The organism is Acinetobacter sp. ANC 5378, from assembly GCF_013004315.1.
In the GTDB taxonomy this organism is placed as follows: Bacteria; Pseudomonadota; Gammaproteobacteria; order Pseudomonadales; family Moraxellaceae; genus Acinetobacter.
On record NZ_JABERK010000013.1, the window covers coordinates 1 to 15,830 of the forward strand.

Below are 15,830 nucleotides of genomic sequence, written 5' to 3' on the forward strand. Positions count from 1 at the left end.
AAAATGACTCCAGATGAGTTTTACTATGACCAGCTACCACAACAAAATAAGGTAGCTTAACTAGAGCAGAGTATCACTTATAAATAAGCTTTTAGTTGTTCAAACATGTGGGACCACCTCTGAACTTCCATTGTGAATTTTGATTTGTAATGATTACTCCCTCAGGGAGAGGGTTGGGGTGAGGGAGAAGATTAAAATTATGAAAAATTTTATCTAAAAAAATTCCACAAACTCATAAATAACCCTTTTATGCTATTAGGAAAAAGAAAACCTAAAATTGCAGAGCTGATTGTGGTGATAAAGATAATAAGTGCAGAATTGGTATGCGTGTCTATGAAATATGACCACTTTATTGCGATGGTAATACCAAGTACCAAACCACCTATTGCATAGTAAAAAGCTTGTATGACGCGATCATCCATTTTTAATTATCAATTTTATTATTGGTTTATAAGTTAAAGATAAATCGAAAATTTTGCAATAAAAAACCCCTCAAGTGAGGGGCTTTAAAAGTATTCAATCTTTAAAATTAAAGATAGGCAACTTTTACAATTTCGTATTCCACTTCACCTTGAGGCGTTACGATTTTCACTTCGTCACCTTCGCTTTTGCCCAAAAGACCACGAGCAATAGGAGAGTTCACAGAGATCTTGTTGATCTTAAAGTCTGCTTCATCATCGCCTACAATTTGATAAGTCTTTTGTTCTTCGGTGTCCAGGTTTTCAATCGTTACTGTTACGCCAAAAACGACACGACCGTTTTGCTCAAGTGTTTTAACATCAATCACTTGCATTGCACCAAGTTTACCTTCGATGTCTTGAATACGGCCTTCACAGAAACCTTGTTGCTCACGAGCCGCATGGTATTCCGCGTTTTCTTTCAAATCCCCATGTTCACGTGCTTCAGCAATTGCCGCAATAATACGTGGACGATCAACACTTTTTAACTGATGTAATTCTTTCTCTAGGGCTTCTTTGCCTTCGGGAGTCATAGGATAACGTTGCATTGTTGTCCCTCTAAGTGAGTATAAAAAATAATGGTTTATAAATGAAAAAATCCCGCCACCAATAAGGTGACGGGACTTATCGGTAATTTATTAACCTACTGTTAAATCTTGCAAGCGATATACATCCATCGGCAATTTAATTGCTAAAGCTTGGCATACAGCATCAGCACCATTCAAGGTTGTGGTGTAATACACTTTACCTTGAAGCGCAGAGCGACGGATTGAGAACGAATCCTGCTGAGCTTGTTTACCTTCAGATGTATTGATAATGAGGTGAATCTCGCCATTTTTCAAGCGATCTACGATATGAGGGCGACCTTCAGTTACCTTATTCACACGTTCACATGCAATACCCGCTTCAGTAATCACTTTATGCGTACCACTTGTTGCTACAAGTTTGAAACCGTAATCAACAAGTTGTTGCGCAATGCGTGCAACATGCGGTTTATCTGACTCACGTACAGACAAGAATGCATGTTTTACTTCACCTTCAGTTGGTTTACCTGGTAAGCGATCATTCGAGCCTAACACAGCTTTATAGAATGCTTCACCAAAAGTTGTACCCACACCCATCACTTCACCTGTAGATTTCATCTCAGGTCCAAGAATTGGGTCAACACCAGGGAATTTCGCAAATGGGAACACAGCTTCTTTAACAGCGAAGTGAGTCGGAATAATTTCTTTAGTAAATCCTTGAGATACTAAAGACTGACCCGCCATACAACGTGCAGCTACTTTCGCTAAAGACTCACCGATACATTTAGAAACGAAAGGCACAGTACGTGATGCACGTGGATTCACTTCCAGAATGTAAACGTCGTTGCCTTTAACTGCAAACTGTACGTTCATCAAACCAATTACGCCAAGCTCTTTCGCCATGGCAACAGTTTGACGACGCATTTCGTCCTGAATCTCTTGAGATAGAGAATAAGGAGGAATTGAACATGCTGAGTCACCAGAGTGAATACCGGCTTGTTCAATGTGCTGCATGATACCGCCAATCACCACATCTTTACCGTCAGATACACAGTCAACATCGACTTCAGTTGCATCATCAAGGAAGTGGTCAAGCAATACAGGCGCTTCGTTAGAGGCTTGAACAGCATCACGCAAGTATCGTTTCAATTCGTCGTCGTTATAGACGATTTCCATCGCACGGCCACCAAGCACGTATGAAGGACGTACCACAAGCGGGTAGCCCACTTTAGACGCTTCAGCCATACCTTCTTCAGCAGATTTAACAATGCTGTTGCTTGGTTGACGAAGTTGCAGACGTTGAATCATTTGCTGGAAACGTTCACGGTCTTCTGCACGGTCAATCGCATCAGGAGATGTACCAATGATCGGAGCACCAGCTTCTTCTAAAGCACGAGCCAATTTCAAAGGTGTTTGACCACCGTATTGTACGATAATGCCTTTAGGCTTCTCGATACGCACGATTTCAAGTACATCTTCCAAAGTAATTGGTTCGAAGTACAAACGATCTGATGTGTCATAGTCGGTAGAAACCGTTTCAGGGTTACAGTTCACCATGATGGTTTCATAACCGTCTTCACGCATAGCAAGTGCAGCATGTACACAACAGTAATCGAACTCGATACCTTGACCGATACGGTTAGGACCGCCACCGATTACCATGATCTTGTCGCGAGTTGAAGGGTTAGCTTCACATTCTTCATCGTAAGTTGAGTACATGTAAGCAGTATCCGATTCGAATTCTGCTGCACAAGTATCGACACGTTTGTAAACCGGGGTCACACCCAAGTTCCAACGGTGTTTACGGAATTGTTTTTGTGAAATACCCATCAAGTGTGCAATGCGAAGATCCGATAAACCTTTGCGTTTGAACGAACGGATGTTGTCGGCATTCAAATCACCGAAACCAAGCGTTTTGATTTGTTCTTCAGTTTTGATGATGTCTTCGATCTGGATCAGGAACCATTTGTCGATATTGGTCGCAGCAAAAACTTCATCTAAAGTGAAGCCGTGACGGAATGCGTCAGCCACATACCAAATACGCTCTGGACCTGGAACTTTAAGTTCTTGAAGGATTTTATCTTTCGCACCATCAGCACCGACTTCGATTTTTTCATCAAAACCAGAAGCACCAACTTCAAGACCACGAAGCGCTTTTTGCATAGATTCCTGGAAGTTACGACCAATGGCCATGACTTCGCCCACAGATTTCATCTGTGTAGTTAGAATTGCTTCAGCTTGTGGGAATTTCTCAAAGTTAAAACGAGGAATCTTAGTGACCACGTAGTCGATTGCAGGTTCGAATGACGCAGGTGTTGCACCGCCAGTGATGTCATTTTTCAATTCATCAAGGGTGTAACCTACAGCCAATTTCGCTGCAATTCGTGCAATTGGGAAACCCGTTGCTTTAGATGCAAGTGCAGATGAACGTGATACACGTGGGTTCATCTCGATTACAACCATACGACCGTCTTTCGGGTTAATACCGAATTGAACGTTCGAACCACCTGTTTCCACACCAATTTCACGTAGAACTGCAATCGAAGCATTACGCATCAACTGGTATTCTTTGTCTGTCAATGTTTGCGCAGGAGCAACAGTGATTGAGTCACCTGTATGAACGCCCATAGGGTCGAAGTTTTCGATCGCACATACGATGATACAGTTGTCGTTTTTGTCACGAACAACTTCCATTTCGTACTCTTTCCAACCAATCAATGATTCATCGATTAGCAGTTGGTGAGTTGGCGAAAGATCGAAACCGCGTTCACAGATTTCAATGAATTCATCACGGTTGTAAGCAATACCACCGCCTGAACCACCCATGGTGAATGATGGACGAATAATAGAAGGGAAGCCGAGTTTTGCCTGAATCTCGAATGCTTCTTCCATGGTGCTTGCAACAGCAGCACGTGGGCATTCAAGACCAATACGACGCATTGCGTCATCAAACAATTTACGGTCTTCAGCCATTTCAATGGCATCTTTACTTGCACCGATTAATTCAACATTGAATTTTTCTAAAATGCCATGTTCATCAAGTGCAAGCGCACAGTTCAATGCTGTTTGACCACCCATAGTTGGAAGGACAGCATCTGGACGCTCTTTCTCGATGATTTGTGCAACAGTCTGCCAAGTAATCGGTTCGATATACGTTGCATCAGCCATTGCCGGGTCGGTCATAATGGTCGCTGGGTTAGAGTTTACCAAAATGACACGGTAGCCTTCTTCACGAAGGGCTTTACATGCTTGCGCACCTGAGTAGTCAAACTCACATGCTTGACCGATCACAATCGGACCCGCACCAATAATTAAGATGCTTTTAATGTCTGTACGTTTAGCCATGATCGCTTCCTTAATTACTTCTTAGACGCTTCGATAAGTTCGATGAAATGATCGAACAAAGGGGCACAGTCATGTGGACCAGGACTCGCTTCAGGGTGACCCTGAAAGCTGAATGCTGGTTTATCCGTGCGATGCATACCCTGAAGGGTTTGATCGAACAATGAGATGTGCGTCGCTTTCAGGTTTGCAGGTAAGGTATCAATGTCCACTGCAAAGCCATGGTTCTGAGAAGTAATCATCACTGTACCATCTTCAAGATTTTGTACAGGATGGTTTGCACCGTGGTGACCGTGAGGCATTTTCACAGTTTTAGCACCAGAAGCAAGCGCAAGGATTTGGTGACCTAAGCAGATACCAAATACAGGAATTTCAGTTGTTTCAACAATTGTTTTTACAGCTTCAATTGCATAATCACATGCAGCTGGATCGCCAGGACCGTTCGACAAGAACACACCGTCCGGATTTAATGCAAGAACTTTTTCTGCAGGCGTTTGAGCTGGAACTACAGTTAGTTTGCATCCGCGATCAGTCAGCATACGTAAGATGTTGGTTTTGACACCGTAATCATATGCAACAACATGGAATTTAAGTTCAGGTTGAGAGAAGCCTTGACCAAGTGTCCAAGAACCTTCAGTCCATTCAAAACCTTCTGGGTCACAGCATTCTTTCGCCAGGTCTAAACCGTTCAGACCGCCAAAGGCACGTGCTTTTTCTAAAGCTTCTTCTTCTGTAATGTTGTCACCCGCTAGGATGCAACCATTTTGCGCACCTTTCGCACGTAAAATTCGTGTCAATTTACGTGTATCGATATCGGCAATCGCAACAACATTGTGTTGTTGAAGGTATTCACCCAAAGATTGATTCGCACGGAAATTGCTATGCAATAAAGGAAGGTCACGGATAATTAAACCGTTGGCCCATACTTTATGAATTCGACCTGACTCAGCGTCTTCATCATTACAACCTGTATTACCAATATGCGGGTAAGTCAAAGTCACAAGTTGCTGTGCATAACTTGGGTCAGTCAAAATTTCTTGATAGCCAGTCATTGCTGTATTAAAAACGACTTCACCAGTCGTACTACCCGATGCACCGATAGACGTACCTTTAAAGATCGTTCCATCTGCGAGGGCTAAAATGGCGGGAGTGCTCAAACCAAAGCTCCTGAAATTTAGGCTGTAAAAAAGCGAGAAGACGAAAAAAAAGGAAGGCTATTTTTTTAACCTACCCTCCCTATGTCTGCTCGCTTGAACTTAACACGGCATTATACGGAGGAAGTAGTTTGAAGTCCATTCTATTTATGCCGAATATGTAAGATAAATACCTTGTGTTTTGAACGAAAGTCTGTTTTTGAGACAGTGTATGTAAAATGTAAGCAAATGATAATTGTCAGACAAATCAAAACTTAAATTTTATCGAATCGACTAGTCTGTATCTCTCATGTAATAACTCTAGGAACAAGGCCATGACTACAGAACAAAAACAAGTTAAAGCTAAACCTGCCTTAAAAGAGGTGGTTGTTGAGGGTGCTGAAAAGTTGGAACAAGCATCTAAAGAGGCACAACAAAAAGTAACCGAAGCGGTGACTGAATCGGCTGAACATGTTAAAGCTGAAGCGAAAGAACTGCAGGCAAATGTACAAGATCAAGTGCAAAATCTGAAACAGGATATTCTTCAGCGCATTGACACCATTAAGAAACAACTCAATTTTTCACAAAAAGACTTAAGTGAATTGAAGGAGTTTGTGAAATCTGAATTCAATGCTGTGATTGATGATTTATCGAAATTAGGTAAAGAGTTGAAAGACGATGTCAGTCAAATTTCTGTTAAGCATAAAGATCATTTAACTGAAACCTTCAAACGTTCAAAAGAACATACTTTAGATGTCTGGAAAAAAGTGTCAGAGAAAGCTGAGGAAAAACCAACAGTAAAAAGCTGATTTATTATTCAAGGCGTAACTGCCAGACTAGGGGGCAGGAAATATGCAATATTTCCTCAATCTAAGTATTGAGAGCATAAAAAAGTGAGGTCGTATGCCTCACTTTTTTATTTGTCGAATATCGGTGCTACGTTTTAGAACTGATGTAGCCAGTCACGTTTGTTGTGAAAGTCTGCATTAGGACTGCTGTGTTGCATCGCATAGTATTGATGACCTTGCGAGGTTTTAAGTACAGCACTTAAACCTAAGAACATATTCGACCATTGTAATTTGTGCTTTAACATAAACTCGGTCAAATCCAGGCTCACATTCAAACCATAATGTGTGCGTTTCAATTGATTGAGTTCAATGTCATTCGCAGCTTGCGGAGGCATATCTTCAGGATAACGATATTCCTCAAATTGATAGACCTGCCAAGCTTGTGAAGGGGAGAGGTTGATTTCTCGATAAAAATCTTCACCGTGAACGCCAATAAAAATTTCATAACAGGTATTTTCCCATAAGAAATCTTGACGTGGATTACCTTGTATCAAGTCAGGCCATTGCATGAGTTGATTTGGATCACGTAACCAATAGCCCACATTTAAACCATATGAGCCTTGTTGTTCAATCGCGCCCACTAAAGAGATAGATTGAAAGCGACGATCAAAAGCGTTAAGTTCGTAACTGGCCATACAGCTTAGTTAGACAAATGTGCGTGGCGTACAAGGTTCGAAAGTTTTGGATTTTGTTTTGCAGCTTTTTTATAAAGCAATGCAATTTTACCAATCGTTTGTACAATTTCAGCGCCAGTCACTTGAGCAATTTCGTTAATTGCCGCAACACGTACTTCGCGATCTTCACCGGCAATTTTAACTTTAATCAGTTCATGATCATTTAAAGCACGGTTTGTTTCTTCGATGACATTTTCAGTCAAACCTTGACCGCCAAGCATAACCACCGGGTTAAGTGCATGTCCGATTTGACGCAAACGCTTGCGTTCCTGAATTGATAAAGCCGCCATAAAGATAACCTAATTTTAAAAACGGCTTAGTATAGCAAATGTCGGGTTTAAACGCTTTATATTCTGTTGAAAAAATCAATTTCCATTATTGAAAAAAACATACCAAAGATCGGATTTAGATACAGATGTATACTGCAAGGTCTGTGTTTTTCACGTACAATCATGAATTAGAAGTTTTTTATTATTTAGAGAGTTATGGCGACACGCATTACCAACCAAAAGTTATCGAAAAGCAGTCGAGATTGGATGCGCGAGCACCTAGACGATCCGTTTGTGAAAAAAGCACAGAAGGAAGGCTATCGTGCGCGTGCTGCTTATAAGCTTCTTGAAATGCAAGAAAAATATAAAATTATTAAGCCAGGCATGACCGTGGTCGATCTGGGTGCTGCCCCAGGAAGCTGGTCGCAAATTGCCGGAAAATTGGTCGGCGATAAAGGTTTGCTGATTGCTTCAGATATCTTGGAAATGGATGCATTGCCTGATGTCACCTTTTTACAAGGTGACTTTCGAGAAGAAGAAGTTTTCGAAAAATTGTTAAATCTTTTAAACGGACGGACCGTAGACGTTGTAATTTCAGATATGGCCCCCAATACATCAGGTAATAAGGCTGTAGATCAACCACGTCAAATTTACTTGTGTGAACTTGCTTTAGATTTCGCCAACAAGGTTTTAGGACCTAAAGGGCAGTTTGTGGTCAAGGTTTTCCAAGGCACAGGATTTGATGAATTCCGTAAACAAGTCGTAGATAGCTTTGATGTATTAAAGACAGCAAAACCTGCTGCTTCACGTGCCCGTTCTAAAGAAGTATTTTTGATCGGACAAGGGCGCAAGAAGGCTTCTAAATAAAGTTTACTTGCCAAGACGTTAAAAATTGTGCATTTTGTACATTTTTAAAATATTGCAAAGCTGATCTTCAGCTTAAATTAAGGTCACCCGTTTTGGGCATGATCAAATTAGATTGATATGGGAATAAAGCTTTGAGCGATCTCTTCAAGAATGCCGTATTGTGGCTGGTTATACTTGGTGTGCTGATTCTGATTTTCAGCAACATCAGTGACCGCAATCAACCGACTGCAATGAATTATTCAGAGTTTGTTTCAGCGGTGAATGCTGGTCAAATTAAGCAAGTCACAATTGATGGTGAAAGAATTCGTGGTGAAAAAACAAACGGCTCAGAGTTTGAGAGTATTCGTCCTGCGATTCAAGACCCAGAACTTATGCCAAGCCTCATTAAACATGGTGTTGTCGTAGAGGGTACTGCTCCTCAACGTCAAGGCTTGTTGATGCAACTTCTTATCGCCAGCTTCCCTGTACTTTTAATCATTTTGTTATTCATGTTCTTTATGCGAAACATGGGTGGTGGTGCAGGTGGCAAAAGCGGCCCAATGAGTTTTGGTAAGTCAAAAGCAAAAATGCTTTCTGAAGACCAAATTAAAGTCACTTTTTCTGATGTTGCGGGCTGTGATGAAGCTAAACAAGAAGTTGTCGAAATTGTCGATTTCCTGAAAGATCCAACCAAATTTAAACGTCTCGGTGCAAGTATTCCTCGTGGTGTTCTAATGGTGGGTCCTCCAGGTACCGGTAAAACTTTACTTGCGAAAGCCATTGCTGGTGAAGCAAAAGTTCCATTTTTTAGTATTTCTGGTTCTGACTTTGTTGAAATGTTCGTGGGTGTGGGTGCGTCTCGTGTCCGTGACATGTTTGAACAAGCAAAACGCCACGCACCATGTATCATCTTTATTGATGAGATTGATGCAGTCGGTCGTCATCGTGGTTCAGGTACTGGTGGTGGTCATGATGAACGTGAACAAACACTAAACCAGATGCTTGTAGAAATGGATGGTTTTGAAGGTAACGAAGGTATTATCGTTATCGCTGCAACCAACCGTGCAGATGTACTGGATAAAGCCTTACTTCGTCCGGGTCGTTTTGACCGTCAAGTGATGGTTGGCTTGCCAGACATTAAAGGTCGTGAACAAATTCTGAATGTTCACATGAAAAAATTGCCTTCAGTCACAGGTGTAGACGTAAAAGTTCTTGCACGTGGTACGCCTGGCTTTTCAGGTGCGCAATTGGCAAATCTTGTAAACGAAGCGGCATTATTTGCAGCGCGTCGTAACAAGAACACGGTCGATATGCATGACTTTGAAGATGCAAAAGATAAGTTGTACATGGGGCCTGAACGTAAATCGATGGTGCTTCGTGATGAAGAGCGTCGAGCTACGGCTTACCATGAAGCCGGTCATGCGATTGTTGCCGAAAGTTTACCGGGTACAGACCCTGTGCATAAAGTAACGATTATGCCGCGTGGTTGGGCTTTGGGTGTCACTTGGCAGTTACCTGAATTTGATCAGACCAGCCATTACAAAGACAAAATGTTAAATGAACTTTCAATTTTGTTTGGTGGTCGTATTGCTGAAGAAGTATTCATTAATCAAATGTCTACAGGTGCATCAAACGATTTTGAACGTGCAACGAAAATGGCACGTGCAATGGTGACCAAATATGGTATGTCTGAAAAAATGGGCGTGATGGTCTATGAAGAAGATGCACAGCAATCTTTCATGGGCAGTATTGGTAGTCGCAGTATTTCTGAAACTACGCAACTAGAAGTGGATCGTGAAATTCGTCGAATTCTAGATGAGCAATATAAAATCGCACGCGATATCTTGGAAAGTAAGAAAGATGTTGCCCATGCGATGGTTAAAGCGTTGATGGAATGGGAAACGATTGATCGTGATCAAATCCGTGACATCATGGAAGGTCGTGAACCTCAACCACCTAAAGTGTATATTGCTGATAATCCAGTAATTGATGTAACACCAACTGATGGTCCAGCAACACCACCACCATTACCTGCAAACTAATTGTTTAGGTTCGGTATAAAAAAGAGTCTCAATTGAGGCTCTTTTTTATACTTAAAAGTTTAGAGTTTGAAAATATTTTAGTAAGAGTAAAAGCAACTCTTGATACACTATGGGTTAGATATTAAGGAGAGTTGTTATGCGGTTGATGCCATTACCAAAACGAGTATTACAATGTGGACGGCTAAGTCTGGATTTATCTCAACCGCATGTCATGGGTATCTTGAATGTCACTCCAGACTCTTTTAGTGATGGTGGAAAGCATAATGCAAAAGATCAAGCCGTAGCCTATGCACTGCAAATGATTGCTGATGGAGCGACTGTTATTGATGTAGGTGGTGAATCCACACGTCCAGGGGCATCTGTGGTAGAAGTGGATGAAGAAATACGTCGTGTGGTGCCTGTGGTAGAAGAATTATCAAAGCATGATGTCATTATCTCGATTGATACTTCACAACCAGAAGTAATGAAAGCTGCAGTAAAAGCTGGAGCCCATATCTGGAATGACGTCCGTGCATTAACACGTCCCCAGGCTCTTGAAACTGCAGTTGAACTGAATATTCCCGTGATTATTATGCATATGCGTGGTGAACCCACGACCATGAATAATTTAGATCAATATAATGATGTAACGACGGATGTGATTGAAGAGCTACAGCAGCGTGTCGATGATGCTTTAAAAGCAGGGGTGAAACTTGAAAATATCATGATTGATCCGGGCTTTGGTTTTGCTAAAAATGCACAGCAAAATTTAAAATTATTAAATGAATTTTATAAATTAAATGATATGGGGTATCCCATTTTATCTGCACTCTCTCGGAAGCGTTTTATTGGCGAAGCACTGGGTGGAGCTGATGCACAAAATCGTGCTATAGGCTCGGTAGCAGCGCATTTGATGAGTATTCAACAGGGCGCTTCTATGGTGCGTGCACACGATGTTAAAGCGATGTCGGATGCAATTAAAGTTTTGAATGCAATGAGCCAAGCTTAATGGCATGCAAGAAGTTTGCATAAAATAGAGTGGTGGTAAAATCCCCTCGCTTTTTTGTGGCTTGGTTTGGTAATTTTGTTGCTTTGTGTTATACAGGCTCGCTTTAATGCGTATCTTTTTTGAGTTTTGTATGTTTGAAGATTTACTTCTCCCGATGTTTGATGACGAATATTATCCCGATATTCTGGTGGCTGAAGTTAAACAGACCATTAAACAGTTTGCGAAGAAAGTAGCAAAGTCTGATTTGTCTGAAGTGGAAATTTATCGTTTTGCTGCCGAAACAGTGGTTTTAATTAATAAGATGAAACCCCAGTTTGAGGACCTTGATTCATCATTAGATGATACTGCAGCGGATTATATTGCTGAAGCCATGATGATGGTGGTGCAAGATAACGGTTATATGGATATTGAAATGGAAGAATTGGTATCCAATAGAGAGTGGTAAGTCACTCTCTATTGGTTAGCTTGATATTCGAAGATTTATTTAAATCAGACAACAGTTTGGAAAGATGGCAGCTTTCTTTGGGGTGAATCTCTGCTATTCCATCCACACTTAAGTAGCGTTTTTCATTTTTCAGATAAGCACTTGCTTTTAAGTTAAGCCAAAAATTTGGCTCTTGTTGCAAGAGTGTACGAATCCGTTTTTCATCTTGTGCATGATTAAACTCAAGCAGGTAGGGATCTTTGCCTAAAGTGCAGTGATGTAAAATCAGCTGATCTTTATCTAGGGTAATCGTTCCAGAAAATAAAGAATAAATGACCTGAGTCGGTGCTTTAACTTCTGGCTCTGCTGCATAACAAAAGGATGAGGTGAGCAATATAAACAGGCTGGAATACAGCATGGGTTGTAAGTTATTTGTGTTCATTTTTATTATTTCTTTTTATTGGTTTGATTGTATTTTAATAATTTAGGCATAAAAAAACCAGCTTATCGCTGGGTCTTTTATTGCACCATTTTAAGAAGTATTAAAATGGTGCCCGAGGCCAGACTCGAACTGGCACGCTTTGTGGGCGGGGGATTTTAAATCCCCTGTGTCTACCGATTTCACCACTCGGGCATGTGCGCAATAATAGAGGACGAAATAAAACTTGGCAAGTATCTTTCGGTGTGTTTGCTTTCTTTTCAATCAATTCATGTATTTATCGCTATAAAATAATTCATTTTTACGAGTTTTCGAGATCATGATTATTTTTTTTATTGATTGAGGGGATGTAAAATAATCATTTTCTGAATGAAATCTAGATGATGGAACACAGCTTTTGATATTTACATCAAGCTATCTAAATAGGTTTCAACATCAACATGTTTATGAGTTTTACACAATTCATTTTCATAACGAATAAGCTGAATATGGAGCTCGATAAACTTTTTTTCTTGTTGTTGAAGGGCGTGGTGTGCCTTTGAATTTTTTGCACTCCATAAAATTTTAAATTTAATTTTTAAAATTTGTTTATATGACCAAAAGCAAATGCGACGTGTTTCTTGCAGATAAAAATATTGCTCATTTTGAGTATTTTGACGGAACATATTTTCCTTATAAAAGCGTACAAAACCAAAACTTAAGGCAAAGAAAAACAGAATGACTTCTAAAAAAGTACTTTCAATATAAGCAATATTAATGGTTTGAAGCACAATCAGCACAGCGAGTTTAATCGGGGTGTGACGTAGATGTTGATACAGGGAGGTTGAACTATGTTTGATTTGCTTGATGACGAGTGGAGTGTAGAGCATAAACAGCAACATAATGGCTAAAACAGCAATGCCATGCGAGCGAAAAGTATCAAATTGGGGGAATTGAATCGAAATAAAATGACCCAAACTCATCGAAAGTGATACAAAAATCATCGCTGCAAGAACCCACGGAATCAGTTCTTTAAGTTCATCTAAAATGCCCTTGGTTTTGATCATGCTATAAAACAAATAATTTCTTTTAAATGCTGTCGGGTGTTGCTCCCGCATTTGTTTTAAAAAAAGGACGGTTTGTTTATTGCTGATCATAAGAATTAAAGGGGGCATAAAAAGTAAATGTAATATAAATGATTTAACAGAATATGACAGAAAAAAAGTAAGCTTATCTTTTAGGAATGAGCAGTGAAAAGTATTTCCTGTTAACTTTTGGCTATTTAAGTCGAGTTCAGCTTTTTAGATAGATCCATTGCTGTGTTCTCACAAAATTATAAATTTTTAGTCGCTAAAGGTATTTCAATGTTGTTATATCAATAGCGCTATTTACAACTATTGTTTTTCGATCAGTAGTTAACGAAGAATGTGCTGAAGCAGATTTTATTCCTGTATTAAATGATGAATTATGCGAAAATAGACCTTTATTATTTTTGTCCAAGGACAGTTCATGACTGATCAATCTCCTGAATCTTTAAGCGATATCGAAATTTTAGACATTTTACAGTCCATGAAAGACGATGTGCTGAATACTGAAGCGAAAGAGATTATCCGTAATGGTGGTAAAGCTGGTCGTCAAGAAGCACATAAACAGGCAATTGTTGCTTTGCATGATGCTTTTGAAAAAAACTTTGTTGAAGCAGTGACTTTGGCATTGGGATTAAATGCCGGACAAGCCAAAAAAATTAAATATAAAAAAGATCGTATTCGTATTTTAAAAGTACGTGGTATTGATTATATGGCGATTGATGGCGCTGAAACAGCTCAAGTTTTATCACAGATTGCGCAAGCAATTTTGCGTGAAGATGCAATTGTAACGCATGATCTACACAATATTTTCCCATTCTGGAAAGAAGGCTGGCCTATGGTTCAGTTTGATAATGCATACAATATTTTAGAAGACGATATTAGTATTCACTATGCTCTCGTGATCGAGAACTTGATTGAAAACTTTAAATAATCTTCATTCAAATTAAAAAAAGCACCATTCAACTGGTGCTTTTTTTATTGATAAAGTCAAGCCAGTAATAGACTGATTGGCTAAATAAAAAGTCTCCACCTGTAATGAATGGATTCCAGAGAAACTCTCCCATACGCAGGGTTGAATCATAACTTTTCCGATCACATTCATAGCTATGAGGTGTAATCCACCAGGCGAAAATCAGCAGGGCAATCGCAATGAGAATGATCAGTGGCTGTTATTGTTTTGCAAAAAAATAGTAAATCATATAAATGCCAGAATAAAAACTTAAGCAGGAGAGTAATACTGACAAGGAAATATTCATTATCGTTATCCAGTTTTATTGTTTTTAGTAGTGATCGTATATTCAATAAAAAAGAAAAAAAGCAGATTACTCTGCTTGTTCCTGACTATCATTTTCTGCTGGTCTTTCGAGTAGGCGTGTCACCAGTAATTGGTCAATTTTAAAATGATCGACATCCACCACTTCAAATTTATAAGCACCAAATATCACTGCATCTGCAGGACGTGGAATCTTGCGTAATTTATACATCATGAAACCAGCGATGGTTTCATAGTTTTCATCATCCGGCATTTCATCAATTTCAAGCGCATGCTTGATGTCTTCAATCGGCGTGCTGCCATCAATCAGCCATGAATTATTATCACGTTTGATGATCTGCTGATCGGCTTCAATCGTCGTCACCCAGTCGCCCATTACAGTAATCATAATGTCGGATAAGGTAATCACACCAACAACTAGCGCATATTCGTTAATGACAACCGCGAATTTTTCCTTGGTTGAACGGAAGCGATCCAGTAATTCAGAAAGCGTTAGCGTATCTGGAATGGTCAGTACACTACGAATGGTATTTTCATTCAGTTGCAGTAAAGACTGGTTATTCAGAATACGGACTAAAATATCCTTGGCATCAATATAGCCAATCACATCATCAATATTTTCACTACAAACCAAAAACTTGGAATAAGGATATTCTGCGAGTTTCTGGCGAATACTGGCTTCAGATTCTTTTAAGGTGAAAAACACCACGTTTTCACGTGTGGTCATGCTTGAAGGGACATTGCGTTCTTCAAGTTCAAATACATTTTCAATGAAATGATGTTCCTGCTTTTGTAGTACACCGGCTTGTGCACCCGCATCCATCACTGCAGAAATATCGGCAAAAGTAATATTGTCATCACGGATGGTGTTGATTTTAAACAAACGGAACAGCAAATTCGCGATGGCATTGATCACCCAGGCGAGTGGCTTGCAAATTTTGATAAAAACTTGAATCGGGTTAATAACAGAAACCGCAATTTTTTCTGGTGCGATCATGGCCATGCGTTTTGGCATTAAATCTGCAAAAAGAATAAACAGCGAGGTGACTAAGCTAAAGGAGAGGATAAAGCCAATGTTTTCAGTCCATGGACCTTGATAAATGCGATTCACAAAATTTACGATATAGGGGCGAAATGCTGCTTCACCCAAGATACCACCGAGAATGGCAACCGCGTTTAAGCCAATTTGCGAAGCCGCAAAGAAATCAGCAGATTGTTCTTGTAAGTCTAAAACTTTTTGAGCGCGTTCATCGCCCGATTCTGCAAGGATTTTAAGTTTGACCTTACGTGCACCGGCAAGGGCAATCTCAGTTAAAGAGAGAAAGCCGGCTCCGGCAATCAGTATCACGATGATGAGGATATTCTGGAAAAGGCTCACGAATCCACCTGTAGATCATCATTATTATGGAATATTTTTAACACAAAAGAACTGAAGGTAGTAAGCAATTACTACCTTGATGAGCACAGTATAATCTTAAAAAAGAATAATTTAAGAATTTTTAC

At 40.0% G+C, this 15,830-nt stretch carries 14 protein-coding genes and 1 tRNA gene; 6 read left to right on the forward strand and 9 right to left on the reverse strand.

Features of this window, described 5'->3' with window-relative positions:
- Positions 1–529: 529 nt before the first annotated feature.
- The 3 genes from greA to carA form a co-directional block, all read right to left on the reverse strand.
- Entirely contained in the window at positions 530–1,006 is a 477-nt protein-coding gene (gene greA, locus HLH16_RS04730; RefSeq protein WP_131289926.1) for a transcription elongation factor GreA, read from the reverse strand.
- Between the two features lie 90 nt (positions 1,007–1,096).
- Positions 1,097–4,327: a carbamoyl-phosphate synthase large subunit gene (gene carB, locus HLH16_RS04735; protein WP_171528453.1), complete on the reverse strand. Its 3,231-nt coding sequence runs from the start codon at positions 4,325–4,327 to the stop codon at positions 1,097–1,099.
- Positions 4,328–4,341: 14 nt separating this feature from the next.
- Entirely contained in the window at positions 4,342–5,481 is a 1,140-nt protein-coding gene (carA, locus tag HLH16_RS04740; protein ID WP_131289920.1) for a glutamine-hydrolyzing carbamoyl-phosphate synthase small subunit, read from the reverse strand.
- 311 nt (positions 5,482–5,792) lie between these two features.
- Here carA and HLH16_RS04745 point away from each other — a divergent pair, with 311 nt between their 5' ends.
- Positions 5,793–6,266, forward strand: a complete 474-nt coding sequence (locus HLH16_RS04745; protein ID WP_171528454.1) for a hypothetical protein — start codon at positions 5,793–5,795, stop codon at positions 6,264–6,266.
- 134 nt (positions 6,267–6,400) lie between these two features.
- Here HLH16_RS04745 and HLH16_RS04750 read toward each other — a convergent pair whose 3' ends face one another.
- Both HLH16_RS04750 and yhbY read right to left on the reverse strand, forming a co-directional pair.
- Entirely contained in the window at positions 6,401–6,940 is a 540-nt protein-coding gene (locus HLH16_RS04750; RefSeq protein WP_131289914.1) for a DOMON-like domain-containing protein, read from the reverse strand.
- Between the two features lie 5 nt (positions 6,941–6,945).
- A complete protein-coding gene (yhbY, locus tag HLH16_RS04755; RefSeq protein WP_171528455.1) occupies positions 6,946–7,269 on the reverse strand; it encodes a ribosome assembly RNA-binding protein YhbY in 324 nt (107 codons plus the stop codon).
- Between the two features lie 195 nt (positions 7,270–7,464).
- Here yhbY and rlmE point away from each other — a divergent pair, with 195 nt between their 5' ends.
- The 4 genes from rlmE to HLH16_RS04775 all read left to right on the forward strand — a co-directional run bounded on the left by rlmE (position 7,465) and on the right by HLH16_RS04775 (position 11,569).
- Positions 7,465–8,115, forward strand: coding sequence for a 23S rRNA (uridine(2552)-2'-O)-methyltransferase RlmE (rlmE, locus tag HLH16_RS04760; RefSeq protein WP_131268099.1), 651 nt, complete (start codon positions 7,465–7,467; stop codon positions 8,113–8,115).
- A gap of 131 nt (positions 8,116–8,246) precedes the next feature.
- Entirely contained in the window at positions 8,247–10,136 is a 1,890-nt protein-coding gene (gene ftsH, locus HLH16_RS04765) for an ATP-dependent zinc metalloprotease FtsH (protein ID WP_171528456.1), read from the forward strand.
- Positions 10,137–10,272: 136 nt separating this feature from the next.
- Positions 10,273–11,124 carry a dihydropteroate synthase gene (gene folP, locus HLH16_RS04770; RefSeq protein WP_214646614.1) on the forward strand — a complete coding sequence of 284 codons (852 nt, stop codon included), beginning with the start codon at positions 10,273–10,275 and terminating at the stop codon, positions 11,122–11,124.
- A 130-nt stretch (positions 11,125–11,254) separates the two neighbouring features.
- The gene (locus tag HLH16_RS04775; protein ID WP_214646615.1) at positions 11,255–11,569 is read left to right on the forward strand and encodes a DUF5713 family protein; all 315 of its coding nucleotides are present in this window, start codon (positions 11,255–11,257) and stop codon (positions 11,567–11,569) included.
- 1 nt (position 11,570) lies between these two features.
- Here HLH16_RS04775 and HLH16_RS04780 read toward each other — a convergent pair whose 3' ends face one another.
- The 3 genes from HLH16_RS04780 to HLH16_RS04790 form a co-directional block, all read right to left on the reverse strand.
- The gene (locus HLH16_RS04780) at positions 11,571–11,990 is read right to left on the reverse strand and encodes a hypothetical protein (protein ID WP_171528457.1); all 420 of its coding nucleotides are present in this window, start codon (positions 11,988–11,990) and stop codon (positions 11,571–11,573) included.
- A 106-nt stretch (positions 11,991–12,096) separates the two neighbouring features.
- Positions 12,097–12,182: transfer RNA gene (locus HLH16_RS04785), tRNA-Leu, on the reverse strand.
- Positions 12,183–12,391: 209 nt separating this feature from the next.
- Complete coding sequence (locus tag HLH16_RS04790) at positions 12,392–13,123, reverse strand: hypothetical protein (RefSeq protein WP_171528458.1); 732 nt, start codon at positions 13,121–13,123, stop codon at positions 12,392–12,394.
- 352 nt (positions 13,124–13,475) lie between these two features.
- On the opposite strand from HLH16_RS04790, the gene HLH16_RS04795 reads away from it, so the two are divergent.
- Positions 13,476–13,985, forward strand: a complete 510-nt coding sequence (locus tag HLH16_RS04795) for a hypothetical protein (protein WP_171528459.1) — start codon at positions 13,476–13,478, stop codon at positions 13,983–13,985.
- A gap of 391 nt (positions 13,986–14,376) precedes the next feature.
- Here the strand turns inward: HLH16_RS04795 and paeA are convergent, their stop codons facing one another.
- A complete protein-coding gene (gene paeA, locus HLH16_RS04800; RefSeq protein ID WP_131289896.1) occupies positions 14,377–15,705 on the reverse strand; it encodes a polyamine export protein PaeA in 1,329 nt (442 codons plus the stop codon).
- Positions 15,706–15,830: the final 125 nt, after the last annotated feature.